This window comes from Novosphingobium sp. BL-S-19, assembly GCF_055521675.1.
This window is the reverse complement of record NZ_CM145498.1, coordinates 2,428,451-2,440,997: the sequence shown is the minus strand read 5'-3', so window position 1 is coordinate 2,440,997 and position 12,547 is coordinate 2,428,451. Positions and strand designations below refer to the sequence as shown.

Sequence of the window (12,547 nt, the reverse complement as noted above, 5' to 3'; positions counted from 1 at the left end):
AACTTCTCCCATGACCCGTTATTTCTCGCAGGAACACGAGTGGATCGAAATCGAGGGTGACCTCGGCACCGTGGGCATCACCGATTACGCACAGGGCCAGCTGGGCGACATCACCTTCGTCGACCTGCCGGCCGAAGGCGCCACCTTCGACAAGGGCGATTCGGTTGCCGTCGTGGACTCGGTGAAGGCCGCTTCGGACGTCTACACCCCGGTTTCGGGCACCATCGCCGAAGCCAACGAGGTTCTGGCCGACCAGCCGGAACTGGTGAACACCGACGCGGAAGTCGGCGGCTGGCTGTTCCGCATCACCCTGTCGGACGCTTCGGAACTGGAAGCGCTGATGGATGAAGCGGCCTACAAGGACTATGTCGAAAGCCTCTGAGCTTCGATCCTCCCCCACCGGGGGAGGGGGACCGCCCGCAGGGTGGTGGAGGGGGCAAGCGCTGCCCTCTCCGTTAGCCCTCGTCAGCCACTCACCCCCCTCCGTCAGCCGCTTCGCGGCTGCCACCTCCCCCACCGGGGGAGGATCTTGATGTGAGAATATCTCCATGCGCTACCTTCCCCTGACTCCGGCCGACCGTGCCGAGATGCTCGGCGTCATCGGCGCCGCCAGCGTTGACGATCTCTTCGTCGATGTGCCCGCCGAAGCCCGCCTGTCCGGCCCGATCGCAGGCCTGCCCGCCCACGCCAGCGAAATGGCGGTGGAGCGGCACATGTCCGCGCTTGCGGCCAAGAACCTCTCGGCCGGCACGGCGCCGTTCTTCATCGGCGCGGGCGCCTATCGCCACCATGTTCCGGCCTCGGTCGATCACCTGATCCAGCGCGGCGAGTTCCTGACCGCCTACACGCCCTACCAGCCGGAAATTGCGCAGGGCACGTTGCAGGTGCTGTTCGAGTTCCAGACGCAGGTCGCGCGCCTGTTCGGCACCGATATCGCCAACGCCTCCATGTACGACGGTTCGACCGCGTGCTGGGAAGCGATCCTGATGGCCAGCCGCATCACCCGCAAGGACCGCGCGGTGCTGTCCAGCGGCCTGCACCCGCACTACGCCGAAGTGGTGCGCACGATGGCCAAGTTCACCGAAGACGACATCGTCTCGCTGAAGGCGCAGCTCGTGCCGCAGGCCGATGACGCCGCCGTGATCGCTGCGATCAACGACAAGACCTCCTGCGTCGTCGTCCAGTATCCGGACGTGATGGGCCGCATTCCCGATCTGGCCGCGATTGCCGATGCCGCGCATGCCAAGGGCGCGCTGCTGATCGCTGTCGTCACCGAACCGGTTGCGCTGGGCATGATCGAGGCGCCGGGCGCGCTGGGTGCCGACATCGTCGTGGGCGAAGGCCAGTCGATCGGCGTGGGCCTGCAGTTCGGCGGCCCGTACCTGGGCCTGTTCGGCTGCCGCGAGAAGTTCGTGCGCCAGATGCCGGGCCGTCTCTGCGGCCAGACCGTGGACGCAGAGGGCAAGCGCGGCTTCGTGCTGACGCTTTCCACGCGCGAACAGCACATCCGCCGCGAGAAGGCGACCAGCAACATCTGCACCAACTCCGGCCTTTGCGCGCTGGCATTCAGCATTCACCTGACCCTGCTGGGCGGTGAAGGCCTGGCCCAGCTTGCCGCCGTGAACCACGACAAGGCGCAGACCATGATCGAGCGTCTGGCCAAGGTGCCGGGGGTGAAGGTGCTGAACGACGCCTACTTCAATGAGGCAACCATCGTGCTGCCGCGCGATGCCCGCGAAGTCGTGCGCGACCTGGCCGACCGCAAGGTGCTGGGCGGCGTTTCGCTCGGCCGCCTGTTCCCCGAGGACAGCGATCTGCATAACGGCCTGCTGGTGACGGCGACCGAGACCGTGACCGACGAGGATATCGAAACCTTTGCCCGTGAGCTTGAAGGAGTGCTGGCATGAACGCGGTAAACGCAAGCGGCTGGCGCCCCAGTATGGGTGAAGCCGGTGAGGGCGCTGCCTTCAAGACCGCCTCGGGCGACTATGGCCTGATGCTGGAAGAAGCGCTCAGCTTCGAACTCGGCTCGTCCGCCAAGTGCGGCGTCGATCTCGACACCCCGGCACGCCCGGCGGCGGCGGGCCTCTCGAAGTTCCTGCGCAAGGCGGCTCCGGCTCTGCCGGGCCTGACCGAGCCGGAAGCGGTGCGCCACTACACCCGCCTGTCGCGCCAGAACTACGCGATCGACCTCGGGCCGTTCCCGCTCGGTTCGTGCACGATGAAGCACAACCCGCGCCTGAACGAGAAGATGGCCCGCCTGCCGGGCTTTGCCGACGTTCACCCGCTCCAGCCGCAGAAGACGGTTGAGGGCGCGCTGGAAGTGATCGAGCAGTTGGCCGATTGGCTGATCACGCTGACCGGCATGGCATCGGTGGCGATGAGCCCGAAGGCCGGGGCGCATGGCGAGCTTTGCGGCCTGCTCTGCATCCGCGCCGCGCTCGACGCGCGCGGTGAGAAGCGCGACGTGGTGCTGGTGCCGGAAAGCGCCCACGGCACCAACCCGGCAACCGCCGCTTTCGCGGGCTTCAAGGTGCAGTCGATCCCGGCAACCCCGGAAGGCCGCGTCGATGTCGAGGCGCTCAAGGCCAAGCTCGGTCCGAACGTCGCGGGCGTGATGATCACCAACCCCAACACCTGCGGCCTGTTCGAGCCGGAGATGAAGGCGATTGGCGATGCGGTCCACGCCGCCGGCGGCTACGTCTACTGCGACGGTGCGAACTTCAACGCCATCGTCGGCAAGGTGCGCCCGGGCGACCTGGGCGTCGATGCCATGCACATCAACCTGCACAAGACCTTCTCCACCCCGCACGGCGGTGGCGGCCCCGGTGCCGGCCCGGTCGTGCTGTCCGAAGCGCTGGCGCCCTTCGCGCCGCTGCCCTTCGTCAGCCGCGGTGAAGATGGTCGCGTCCATCTCGTCGAAGAGGAAAACGCGGGCGAGGGCCATGCGCAGGCATTCGGCCGCATGGTCGCCTTCCACGGCCAGATGGGCATGTTCACCCGCGCGCTGACCTACATCCTCAGCCACGGCGCGGACGGTCTGCGCCAGGTGGCCGAGGACGCGGTGCTCAACGCCAACTACGTCCTGCGTTCGTGCGAAGACCTGCTGCCGGCACCGTTCGCCAAGAGCGGCCCGTGCATGCACGAGGCGCTGTTCAGCGATGCAGGGCTCGCAGAGGGCTTCTCCACGCTGGACATCGCCAAGGGCTTGATCGACGAGGGCTTCCACCCGATGACGGTCTACTTCCCGCTGGTGGTGAAGGGCGCGATGCTGGTCGAACCGACCGAGACCGAGAGCAAGGCCGGGCTCGACCGCTTCATCGGCTCGCTGCGTAGTCTTGCCCAGCGCGCCAAGGATGGCGACCAGAGCCTGCACAGCGCACCGCACTTCGCACCGCGCCGCCGGCTTGACGAAACGCTCGCGGCGCGTAAGCCAGTGCTCGTGTGGCAGGGCACTCCGGGTGAGCCGGGGACGCCCTCGCTGAGCGAGTTCGGGGGTAGCTGAGGACTATGGGGGGATCCGGTAACGGTATGGCGGCATGGTTGCCGCTGGCGATTTTCGGCGCGGTAATGCTCTGGCGTTTCCGCAATCTGGAAAAAGCCCGCCCGCTCCGGCTCCCCCTCCTCTGGATCATGCCGCTGATCGTGGCGGCACTGATCTGCCTTGCGCTCAGCGCGATGATGCCATCGCCGCTGGGCTGGGCCAGCCTTGCCGCCGGTTTCGTGGTCGGCGGCGCCATCGGCATGCAGCGTTCGCGCCTGATGCGGCTGCATGTAGAGGGTGAGGGCGACGATGCCCGCGTCATGGTGCGTCAGTCGCCGCTGGCGCTGGTGCTGATTCTGGGCGTGTTCTTGATCCGCCGCCTGATCCTGCCCAGCGGCATGACCGTGGGTGCGGGCCATCCCGCTGCAACCGCCATGCTGGTGACCGATGCGATGCTCGGCTTCGCTCTGGGTGTCGTGCTGGTGAGCCGCTTCGTGCTCTGGCAGCGCGCCCGCGCCATGGTTGCGGCGCATATCACCGATAGCTGAAAAGCCTGTTCGCGAAGGGGCCGGGGGCCTGCCGAGCGAGTCGGCAGGCCATGATCCTCACATCGCGCGGTCGACCGAGTTCGCCGCGGATTCGAGGTCCTGTCCCACACCGCGAACGGTGTTGCAGGCAGCCGCGCCAAGCACGAGGCCCGCGCCCACGGCAACCAGGACAAGTTTCCTGATCATCTCTTCCCCATCCTTCTGATCCGGCGCCATGATTGGCACCGGATCGCTGACCGCTAGGCGATCAGGGCTGACAGCGAAAGAGGGAAGAGCAAGCGCTTTGACGCTCGGCCTGCGCGGTTCGGCTTACTTGTTGATGGCGTCCTCACCGGCCTGACCGACCGATTGCACATCCTTGCCCGCACCCTTGACCGTATTGCAGGCCGATGCCGAGACCACGATGCCGCCAACCACAAGGGCGAGTACGAGTTTCTTGACCATTTCCGGGTTCCTTTCGTGCGACCACCGGCATGCAAAACCGGTATCCGCACAAGGCAACGCTCCATCCCGGAGCCGGTTCCCTGCGATCAGCGCGAGGGCCTTTCGTCCGCGATCTCTTCCGTTGCGCCTTCGTCCAGTGCGGAGGTGGGGGAGATGCGCTTTGCCAGATAGTGTTCGCGCCAGGTGATGATCAAGCCGGCGGCGATGATCAGCGGCGCGCCAAGCCAGATCGAGGCGGGCGGCATCGCGCCGAACACCGTGCGCTCGTAAAGCGTCGCCCAGATCAGCGCGCTGTAATCCATCACCACCACCGTGGCGACGGCGCCGAACCGCAGCGCCGCCGTCACCAGCAATTGCGCCAGCGTTCCCGCCAGCCCCACCGCCACCAGCAGCAGCCAGACGTGCGGTTCGTGCGACTGGCCATAGAACGGCAGCAGCACGCTGGCGAAGACCGCGCCGAAGAACGAGAACCAGAACACGCAGGTGATCGGCTGCTCCGTGCGGCCAAGGTCGCGGATCTGGAAACTGACGATGGCGACGATCACCCCCGCGCCAAGCCCGGCGGCTAGGCCCGCCAGCGGAATATCCTGCTGCCCGGGCCGGGTGATCAGCAAGACGCCCAGAAAGCCCAGGATCACGGCGGTCCAGCGCCACGGCCCGACATGATCGCGCATGACGATTGCGGTGATCAGCACGGCGAACAGCGGTGCGGTGAAGCCCAGCGTCGTCCCCACCGGCAGCGGCAGCAGCATCGCGGCGGTGACGTTGCAGACAAGGCCGACCGTGCCCGTGGTCGCCCGCATCGCATGGCTGCGCAGCCGCTGCGTCCGCAGCAGACCCAGCCGGCCGGTCGCCAGCAGCCAGCCGCCCATCAGCGGCACGGCCATGGCCTGCCGCCAGAACACCATTTCCGGCGCAGAGACGCCTTCGCGTCCGGCAAGGCGGATCAGCATGAACATGGTGGAGAGCATGACCATCGCCATAAGGCGCAGGCCGATGGCCAGCATCGGCCGGTCTGTGCGCCGGGATGATGCGGCCGGAGAGGACGGTTGGGTGGAAGCGTTCACGCGTCGGGCTTTATCTTCCCGTCGCGAGGAGGCAAGGGCGGCAGATGACCGATTCCGACCTCATCATGGCCGTCGCCGGCGGCATCTGCGTTTTTCTGGCGACAGTGGCCTGGATCGGTGACCGCCGCCGCATGAAACGCACGGATCTCGATCGTGTGGGCTTCATGCCGTGGACGGGGGTATTCTTCATCGCGCTAATGGGGGCAGTGCTGCTGCTGGGCATTTCCGCAAAGGACTGGTTCGCCGGGTAGCAATCGCCCCGTCTCACGCCGCGCGTTGAACCAGCGCCGCCCCGGCCACCTTGCGCACCGCATCGGTCAGCGATCGCAGCGAACCGGCCTGAAGGCGCGTGACCGTCCAGTAGAGCCGTACCTCCAGCGGCGCGCGCGGGGGCAATTCAAGCAGAGTACCGGCCGCAATGTGGGGCAGGGCCAGCGGCTCCGGATGGAGGCCCCACGCCAGCCCTTTCGCGGTGAAATCGAGGAAGCCCTGGGTGGAAGGCACCCAGTGTGTCGGCGCCGACAGCTTCACCCCGTGAAAGTCCAAGGCCCAGCGCGTCTGCACGGCATCGCGCCGGTCGAAACGCAGGCAGGGGGCTTTCGACAGGGTGGCAGCATCGACGCCATCGGCAAAATGGCGGGCGATGAATTCGGGTGAGGCGCAGGCGCGATAGCGCAGCGATCCCAGTTCGATTGTGCTGCAGCCCTGAATCGGCTCAGGGTCGGACGTGATCACGGCGGAGACTTCACCCGTTCGCAGCCTGTCCGCCGTGTGCGCCTCGTCATCGACGATCAGATCCAGCAGCGTACCGGTGCCCTGCACGAATTGCGCAGCGGCTTCGGGAAACCAGGTTGCCAGACTGTCCGAATTGACTGCGATCTTCAGGATCAGCGGTGCTTCGCCTTTGCCGAACTGCGGTTTCAGGTGCGGCGCCAGATCGGCCTCCAGCAGGCGTACCTGATCGAAATGCGCGCAGAGGGCGCGGCCGACTTCGGTGGCCTCGCAAGGCTGCGCGCGCACGATCAGAACCGTGCCCAGCCGTTCCTCCAGCCCGCGCACGCGCTGCGATACGGCGGATGGCGTGATGCCCAGCACATCGGCCGCCCGCTCGAAAGAGCCTTCGCGAACCACGGCGGAAACCGCCGCAAGGGCAGGATAGTCCAGCATGATGAAGCAATGCTTCACTAGCGTTAGTCGATCAAGTTTTATTCATCCCGGGCCTTGCGATAAATGGCTTGGCCATGAACGTGCTTTTGCTCCCCTGCTGCCTGACGCTCGCCGTGGTCTGCGGCCAGCTTCTCTCGCTCTGGATCGGTCTGAAGACGGGACCGTATCGATGATCGGTGCCGCCTATCCGTTCTTCTCCGGCTTCGCCCTGATGGCGGCGCTGATCGTGGCGATCGGCGCGCAGAACCTGTTTGTGTTGCGGCAGGGGCTCCGCCGTGAACATGTCGGGCCAGTGGTGCTGTTCTGCGCCGGTGCCGACGTGACCTTGATCGCAGCAGGCGTGGCCGGGGTGGGCGCGGTGCTGGCGGCACTGCCGGGGCTGGCAACGGTGCTCACCGTTGGCGGCGCGGTGTTTCTGGGCTGGTACGGAATCCAGGCGCTGCGGCGAATGGCGGTGCCGGGTTCGGTGGACATCGCGGACGGGCAGGGCATCTCTCTGGGCCGCGCATTGGCGGCGACGGCGGGCTTCACCTTCCTCAACCCCCACGTCTATCTTGATACCCTGCTGCTGATGGGCGCGGCCGGTTCGGCGCAGCCACCCGCGCTGCGCCCGTTCTTCGTGGCCGGCGCGGCGACTGCCAGCTTCGCGTGGTTCGCCGCGCTCGGCTACGGCGCGCGCCTGCTGATCCCGCTGTTCGCCCGCCCGGCGGCGTGGCGGGTGCTGGATGCGGTGGTGGGCATGACGATGCTGACGCTGGCCGCTTCGCTTGTTTTGCGGGCGCTGGGGTAGAGGGAGCGCGTGGCCGGTCGTCGTCGTCACGCTGCAGTCGCCGCTGCCCTGCAACTCCCCACCTTCGTCATTGCGAGCGTAGCGAAGCAATCCAGAGGCAGTCTTGCGCCGCACTGGATTGCTTCGTCGGCTTTGCCTCCTCGCAATGACGAAGATGGCGTGCCGGACTGAGGGAGGCATTGGGGTCGGTCGTGCCCGATCCTGTCGCTTTCCTACAGCCGGCAATTCTGGCCTAACCTTGCGGATGAAACTCCGCACATCCCGCAGTAAAGCCCGCCACGTTCGGGTCCCCGCATTTGCGCCTGTCCCCACCCGCGCCCGCGCCGATGGCTGGACGCCGGAGCGCCAAGCCGCGTTCCTTGGCGCACTGGCGGAAACCGGATCGGTCGCCGCCGCCGCGCGGCGCGTGGGAATGGCGCGGGAGACCGCCTATCGCCTGCGCCGCAAACCGGACGCGGGCAGCTTTGCCGCCGCGTGGGACAGGATCGCGGGCTCGCAAGGTGACAGGTCCGCACAAGGTGACGGATCGCGAAAACGGAAGGTCACAGCCGGGGAGCGGGCGCAGCGCGCGCTGTTCGGCTTGCTCAAGGTGCGGATGTACCGGGGCAGGCATGTCGCGACCGAGCGAAAGGCGGACAATTCCGCGCTTCTTGCCTATCTCGCGCAATTGGACAGGCATGCAAAGCCGGACCGCCAGGCGAAGACAAGGTTACACCGTTTCACACCCGGTTTGGTGTCAACCGGGTGCGCTTGGTGAGGTTTACAGACAGGCTTCGAGGAAAGCCTGATCGAACCCGAACTGGCGGGCCTTTTCCAGCGTATAGGGACGCAGGCCGGATGGGCGGAATTCGCCGATGATCTTGCCGTCGTCCGTCTCGTCCAGATACTCGAACTTGAAGAGTTCCTGGGTGACGATCACGTCGCCTTCCATGCCGATCACTTCGGTGATGTTGGTGGTGCGGCGCGAACCGTCGCGCAGGCGCTTCACCTGCACGATGATGTCCACCGACTCGGCGATCTGGCGGCTGATGGCTTCCTTGGGGATCTTGATGTCGCCCATCAGGATCATGTTCTCCATACGGCCAAGGCACTCGCGCGGGCTGTTGGCGTGGAGCGTGCACATCGAACCGTCGTGGCCGGTGTTCATGGCGGCGAGAAGGTCGAAGCACTCGGCGCCGCGGATTTCGCCCAGGATGATGCGGTCAGGGCGCATACGCAGGGCGTTCTTCACAAGATCGCCGATGGTGATCGCGCCTTGGCCTTCAAGGTTCGGCGGGCGGGTTTCCAGCGGCAGCCAGTGCGGCTGCTGCAGGCGGAGTTCGGCGGCGTCTTCGATGGTCAGCACGCGCTCGCCGGGGTCGATCATCTTGGACAGGGCATTGAGCATCGTCGTCTTGCCCGAACCCGTACCGCCGGAGATGACGATGTTCATGCGGCAAGCGCCGGCGATCTTGAGGGCCGTGGCCATCTTCTCGCTCATCGAACCGAAGTCCTTGAGCATGTCGATGGTGATCGGCTTCTCGGAGAACTTACGGATGGAGATGGCAGTGCCGCGCAGCGACAGCGGCGGCACGATCACGTTGACGCGGCTGCCGTCCTTCAGGCGGGCGTCGGCCAGCGGCGTGGTCTGGTCGACGCGGCGGCCGACCTGGTTGACGATGCGCTGGGCGATCTGGAACAGGTGCTGTTCGTCGCGGAACTTGGTGGGGGCCAGCTGCAGCTTGCCCTTCTTTTCGATGTAGGTCTGGTTCGGGCCGTTGACCATGATGTCCGACACGTCGGGATCGTTCAGCAGCTCTTCCAGCGGGCCGAAGCCGAGCAGTTCGTCGATCAGCACCTTTTCCAGCGCGAACTGTTCGCGGCGGTTGAAGGTGATCTTCAGCTCGGCCAGCACCTCGATGATGATCGGGCGGAATTCTTCGGAAAGCTCGTCCTTGGTCAGCGTGGCCGCCGCTTCGGGATCGACGCGTTCCAGCAGGCGGGGAAGGACCTGTTCCTTGATCTTGTGGATCGATGCTTCGAAGCTGCTCTGCTCCGACTCGCCCGAATGGACCGAGTTGGCGCGGTCGGACAGGCGCGACATAGCATCGTCGCGCGAATTCTGCGGGCCGGATGCCGGTGCGTCCATGCTGGGCACGGGCGGAAACTGGTCGCCGCCGGGCACGGCGCCGCTGCCGGGAATGGAGGGGTTTTCTCCAACGCCGCTCTTCAGCGGCTTGGCCACGCCGAACGCGGGACGCGCGCCCTGGCCCATCCCTCCCATGCCGTTACGCCGCCCGAATGCCGTCATGCTTCAACAAACCTTTCCAGCGCTCCGATTGCGCGGACCAAGCCGGCAACCTGTGCGAATATGCAGAGGATTAAGGTTGAAACTTTGATAACTTCCTAATGCGATCCGGCATTCGGACGTCATGGGCGCGGTTTGACGTGCAGCCCGGCCTCACTTGCCACCGCAATGGGTCCAGACGATCTGGGGCTGCGGGCCATTGTGGTCGTAGAGCATCATGTGCCGGGATTGGCGGCAGGTTCGCAGATATTCCCGAACTTGCGCGACATTGTCCATGTTGAGAGGCGAAACCTCCAGCGGGGCTTGTTCCACGACGCTCGCCGGACGCAACGACAGGATGCGTTTCAGTTCCAGAACTTCATTGCGGCCGCTCGTGCCGCGCTCGTCCCAGGAATAGAGATGGGCGGGGAAGGTCAGCGCCGAAAACGGCGGCGTACCCATGATGTGATAAAGATAACTCGGCATTCCCCATACCAGCAGCGAGTGGTCGGGGGTCTGCGCTTTCAGATAGGAGACCAGTTGATCTTCTGCCTGACGTGCGTGCAATCGCGTAGGCAGGTTCAAGGTGTGCCCAAAGATCAACGCGATGACTACGATTGCGCCGAACGCCGTCGTTCCTATGTTCCCGCGCGCGAAAAAGCCGGCGGACAGGACGCACAGCGGGGCGATCAGCGGCAAGGCGTAATGCGGGAAAATGTTGGGATAGGGCAGCATCGCCGCGAGAAGAACGACGCGTCCGCTGCGTTGTGGCCCCCCATGTATTGGCGGTCGAAATTGGAAAGCACCAGAGCCTGACACAGGTCCGCGAAATGTCCCGTAATCGCGTAATAGGCCATGGTCAGAAGGGCTATCGCATAAACAACTAGTGGTTGATAAACCGCAAATTGACCAGCGCGACGAACCGCGTTTCAGTGTCTGAGCATGGCGCGGCAACAAAAAAGGGCGCTCTCGGCATGCGAGAGCGCCCCTTTTGTTGCTGAAGGGAAGAAATCAGCCCTCGACGTGCTCCGCGAGTACGGTCAGGCCCTTTTCGCCCACTTCGGCGAAACCGCCGGTGATGCGAATTTCTTCCGCCGGGCCGCCTTCGGTCCGGAAGACCTTGAGCGCGCCGTCAGCGACGGTCGACATGAAGGGCGCGTGGCCCTCCAGCACGCCGAACTCGCCTTCGGTGCCGGGGACGACCACCATGTGGACGCTTTCCGAGCGGACGAGCTTCGCCGGCGTGACGAGTTCGAAGTGCAGTGCCATGGTCGATTACGCCTCTTCGGCCAGCTTCTTGGCCTTGGCGACCACTTCCTCGATGCCGCCGACCATGTAGAAGGCTGCTTCCGGAAGGTGATCGTATTCGCCTTCGACGACGGCCTTGAACGACTTCACGGTGTCTTCCAACTGGACGAACTTGCCCGAGATGCCGGTGAAGACTTCCGCGACGTGGAACGGCTGCGACAGGAACTTCTGGATCTTGCGGGCGCGGGCGACGGTGAGCTTATCTTCTTCCGAAAGCTCGTCCATGCCCAGGATCGCGATGATGTCCTGAAGCGACTTGTACTTCTGCAGGGTTTCCTGAACCTTGCGAGCAGTCTCGTAGTGCTCGGCACCGACGACGCGGGGCTCAAGAACGCGCGAGGTCGAGTCGAGCGGGTCGACGGCCGGGTAGATACCCAGTTCCGAAATGGCGCGGTTCAGCGTGGTCGTTGCGTCCAAGTGGGCGAACGAGGCGGCCGGCGCCGGGTCGGTAAGGTCGTCCGCGGGGACGTAGATCGCCTGGACCGAGGTGATCGAACCCTTGGTGGTCGAGGTGATGCGTTCCTGCAGCGCGCCCATGTCGGTGGCGAGGGTCGGCTGATAGCCCACGGCCGAAGGAATACGGCCGAGCAGAGCCGACACTTCCGCGCCCGCCTGGGTGAAGCGGAAGATGTTGTCGACGAAGAACAGAACGTCCTGGCCTTCCTGGTCGCGGAAGTACTCGGCCATGGTCAGGCCCGAGAGAGCGACGCGAGCGCGGGCGCCCGGCGGTTCGTTCATCTGGCCGAATACGAGGGCAACCTTCGAACCGTCCGAAGTGGCGTTGCCTTCGGCGTCCTTGGCGATAACGCCGGCGTCGAGGAACTCGTGGTAGAGGTCGTTACCTTCACGGGTACGTTCACCGACGCCCGCGAAGACCGAGACGCCGCCGTGGCCCTTGGCGATGTTGTTGATCAGTTCCTGGATGAGAACCGTCTTGCCAACGCCGGCGCCGCCGAACAGGCCGATCTTGCCGCCCTTGGCGTAAGGAGCGAGAAGGTCGATGACCTTGATGCCGGTGACCAGGATCGCCGCTTCGGTCGACTGGTCGACGAATTCGGGAGCCTTGGCGTGGATCGGGGCAAACATGTCCGAACCGACGGGACCACGTTCGTCGATCGGGTCGCCGACGACGTTCATGATGCGGCCGAGGGTCTTCGGGCCGACGGGGACCGAGATCTGCTTGCCGGTGTTGGCAACGGGCTGCCCACGGGTCAGGCCATCGGTGCCGTCCATGGCGATGGTGCGGACGGTGTTCTCACCAAGGTGCTGCGCGACTTCGAGAACCAGCTTCTGGCCGTTGTTCTCGGTTTCGAGCGCGGTGAGGATCGCCGGCAGTTCGCCTTCGAAGGTGACGTCGACGACGGCGCCGATGATCTGGCTGATCTTGCCAGTGGCGGTCAGGTTTAGCACGGGTGCGGTGGCCATTTTGGTTTCCTTGCCTGCGGTTACTTACAGCGCTTCCGCGCCGGCTGT

Annotated in this window: 15 protein-coding genes; 7 read left to right on the top strand and 8 right to left on the bottom strand. The window is 65.3% G+C overall.

From position 1 onward, the window contains the following. Positions 1–10: 10 nt before the first annotated feature. The 4 genes from gcvH (at position 11) to ACZ1JV_RS19680 (ending at position 4,032) form a co-directional block, all read left to right on the top strand. Complete coding sequence (gene gcvH, locus ACZ1JV_RS19695; RefSeq protein WP_465150166.1) at positions 11–382, top strand: glycine cleavage system protein GcvH; 372 nt, start codon at positions 11–13, stop codon at positions 380–382. Positions 383–548: 166 nt separating this feature from the next. After that, the gene (gcvPA, locus tag ACZ1JV_RS19690) at positions 549–1,907 is read left to right on the top strand and encodes an aminomethyl-transferring glycine dehydrogenase subunit GcvPA (RefSeq protein WP_465150165.1); all 1,359 of its coding nucleotides are present in this window, start codon (positions 549–551) and stop codon (positions 1,905–1,907) included. Continuing rightward, positions 1,904–3,505: an aminomethyl-transferring glycine dehydrogenase subunit GcvPB gene (gene gcvPB / locus ACZ1JV_RS19685; protein WP_465150164.1), complete on the top strand. Its 1,602-nt coding sequence runs from the start codon at positions 1,904–1,906 to the stop codon at positions 3,503–3,505. The genes gcvPA and gcvPB overlap by 4 nt, the downstream gene beginning before the upstream one ends. A 26-nt stretch (positions 3,506–3,531) precedes the next feature. Continuing rightward, entirely contained in the window at positions 3,532–4,032 is a 501-nt protein-coding gene (locus tag ACZ1JV_RS19680) for a CcdC protein domain-containing protein (protein ID WP_465135430.1), read from the top strand. Between the two features lie 57 nt (positions 4,033–4,089). On the opposite strand, the gene ACZ1JV_RS19675 is transcribed toward ACZ1JV_RS19680, so the two are convergent. The 3 genes from ACZ1JV_RS19675 to ACZ1JV_RS19665 form a co-directional block, all read right to left on the bottom strand. After that, positions 4,090–4,218 carry a hypothetical protein gene (locus ACZ1JV_RS19675; RefSeq protein ID WP_465150163.1) on the bottom strand — a complete coding sequence of 43 codons (129 nt, stop codon included), beginning with the start codon at positions 4,216–4,218 and terminating at the stop codon, positions 4,090–4,092. 123 nt (positions 4,219–4,341) lie between these two features. Next, positions 4,342–4,476, bottom strand: coding sequence for an entericidin A/B family lipoprotein (locus tag ACZ1JV_RS19670; protein WP_465135428.1), 135 nt, complete (start codon positions 4,474–4,476; stop codon positions 4,342–4,344). An 86-nt stretch (positions 4,477–4,562) separates the two neighbouring features. Beyond that, positions 4,563–5,543, bottom strand: coding sequence for a DMT family transporter (locus tag ACZ1JV_RS19665; protein WP_465150162.1), 981 nt, complete (start codon positions 5,541–5,543; stop codon positions 4,563–4,565). A 44-nt stretch (positions 5,544–5,587) separates the two neighbouring features. Here ACZ1JV_RS19665 and ACZ1JV_RS19660 point away from each other — a divergent pair, with 44 nt between their 5' ends. Continuing rightward, positions 5,588–5,794, top strand: coding sequence for a hypothetical protein (locus ACZ1JV_RS19660; RefSeq protein ID WP_465150161.1), 207 nt, complete (start codon positions 5,588–5,590; stop codon positions 5,792–5,794). 13 nt (positions 5,795–5,807) lie between these two features. On the opposite strand, the gene ACZ1JV_RS19655 is transcribed toward ACZ1JV_RS19660, so the two are convergent. Beyond that, the gene (locus tag ACZ1JV_RS19655) at positions 5,808–6,710 is read right to left on the bottom strand and encodes a LysR family transcriptional regulator ArgP (RefSeq protein ID WP_465150160.1); all 903 of its coding nucleotides are present in this window, start codon (positions 6,708–6,710) and stop codon (positions 5,808–5,810) included. A gap of 169 nt (positions 6,711–6,879) precedes the next feature. Between ACZ1JV_RS19655 and ACZ1JV_RS19650 the strand changes: the two genes are divergently transcribed. Then, positions 6,880–7,500, top strand: coding sequence for a LysE/ArgO family amino acid transporter (locus tag ACZ1JV_RS19650; protein WP_465150159.1), 621 nt, complete (start codon positions 6,880–6,882; stop codon positions 7,498–7,500). Positions 7,501–7,744: 244 nt separating this feature from the next. Continuing rightward, a complete protein-coding gene (locus ACZ1JV_RS19645) occupies positions 7,745–8,257 on the top strand; it encodes a hypothetical protein (protein ID WP_465150158.1) in 513 nt (170 codons plus the stop codon). 3 nt (positions 8,258–8,260) lie between these two features. Here ACZ1JV_RS19645 and ACZ1JV_RS19640 read toward each other — a convergent pair whose 3' ends face one another. The 4 genes from ACZ1JV_RS19640 to atpD form a co-directional block, all read right to left on the bottom strand. After that, the gene (locus tag ACZ1JV_RS19640) at positions 8,261–9,790 is read right to left on the bottom strand and encodes a CpaF family protein (protein WP_465150157.1); all 1,530 of its coding nucleotides are present in this window, start codon (positions 9,788–9,790) and stop codon (positions 8,261–8,263) included. Positions 9,791–9,940: 150 nt separating this feature from the next. Then, on the bottom strand, positions 9,941–10,501 hold the full coding sequence (locus ACZ1JV_RS19635) for a hypothetical protein (RefSeq protein WP_465150156.1): 561 nt from the start codon (positions 10,499–10,501) through the stop codon (positions 9,941–9,943). 276 nt (positions 10,502–10,777) lie between these two features. Beyond that, positions 10,778–11,035 (bottom strand): ATP synthase F1 subunit epsilon, encoded by a 258-nt coding sequence (locus ACZ1JV_RS19630; protein WP_465150155.1) that lies wholly within the window; start codon positions 11,033–11,035, stop codon positions 10,778–10,780. A 6-nt stretch (positions 11,036–11,041) separates the two neighbouring features. Continuing rightward, positions 11,042–12,499: a F0F1 ATP synthase subunit beta gene (gene atpD / locus ACZ1JV_RS19625; protein WP_465135420.1), complete on the bottom strand. Its 1,458-nt coding sequence runs from the start codon at positions 12,497–12,499 to the stop codon at positions 11,042–11,044. Positions 12,500–12,547 lie beyond the last annotated feature (48 nt).

Bases quoted from the DNA above. Each gene is read 5' to 3' on its own strand.
- gcvPA (WP_465150165.1), top strand. From the start codon at position 549: ATGCGCTACCTTCCCCTGACTCCGGCCGACCGTGCCGAGATGCTCGGC.
- ACZ1JV_RS19645 (WP_465150158.1), top strand. From the start codon at position 7,745: ATGAAACTCCGCACATCCCGCAGTAAAGCCCGCCACGTTCGGGTCCCC.
- ACZ1JV_RS19655 (WP_465150160.1), bottom strand. From the start codon at position 6,710: ATGCTGGACTATCCTGCCCTTGCGGCGGTTTCCGCCGTGGTTCGCGAA.
- ACZ1JV_RS19660 (WP_465150161.1), top strand. From the start codon at position 5,588: ATGACCGATTCCGACCTCATCATGGCCGTCGCCGGCGGCATCTGCGTT.
- atpD (WP_465135420.1), bottom strand. From the start codon at position 12,499: ATGGCCACCGCACCCGTGCTAAACCTGACCGCCACTGGCAAGATCAGC.
- ACZ1JV_RS19650 (WP_465150159.1), top strand. From the start codon at position 6,880: ATGATCGGTGCCGCCTATCCGTTCTTCTCCGGCTTCGCCCTGATGGCG.
- ACZ1JV_RS19675 (WP_465150163.1), bottom strand. From the start codon at position 4,218: ATGATCAGGAAACTTGTCCTGGTTGCCGTGGGCGCGGGCCTCGTGCTT.
- gcvH (WP_465150166.1), top strand. From the start codon at position 11: ATGACCCGTTATTTCTCGCAGGAACACGAGTGGATCGAAATCGAGGGT.
- ACZ1JV_RS19635 (WP_465150156.1), bottom strand. From the start codon at position 10,501: ATGCTGCCCTATCCCAACATTTTCCCGCATTACGCCTTGCCGCTGATC.
- gcvPB (WP_465150164.1), top strand. From the start codon at position 1,904: ATGAACGCGGTAAACGCAAGCGGCTGGCGCCCCAGTATGGGTGAAGCC.
- ACZ1JV_RS19630 (WP_465150155.1), bottom strand. From the start codon at position 11,035: ATGGCACTGCACTTCGAACTCGTCACGCCGGCGAAGCTCGTCCGCTCG.
- ACZ1JV_RS19640 (WP_465150157.1), bottom strand. From the start codon at position 9,790: ATGACGGCATTCGGGCGGCGTAACGGCATGGGAGGGATGGGCCAGGGC.
- ACZ1JV_RS19670 (WP_465135428.1), bottom strand. From the start codon at position 4,476: ATGGTCAAGAAACTCGTACTCGCCCTTGTGGTTGGCGGCATCGTGGTC.
- ACZ1JV_RS19680 (WP_465135430.1), top strand. From the start codon at position 3,532: ATGGCGGCATGGTTGCCGCTGGCGATTTTCGGCGCGGTAATGCTCTGG.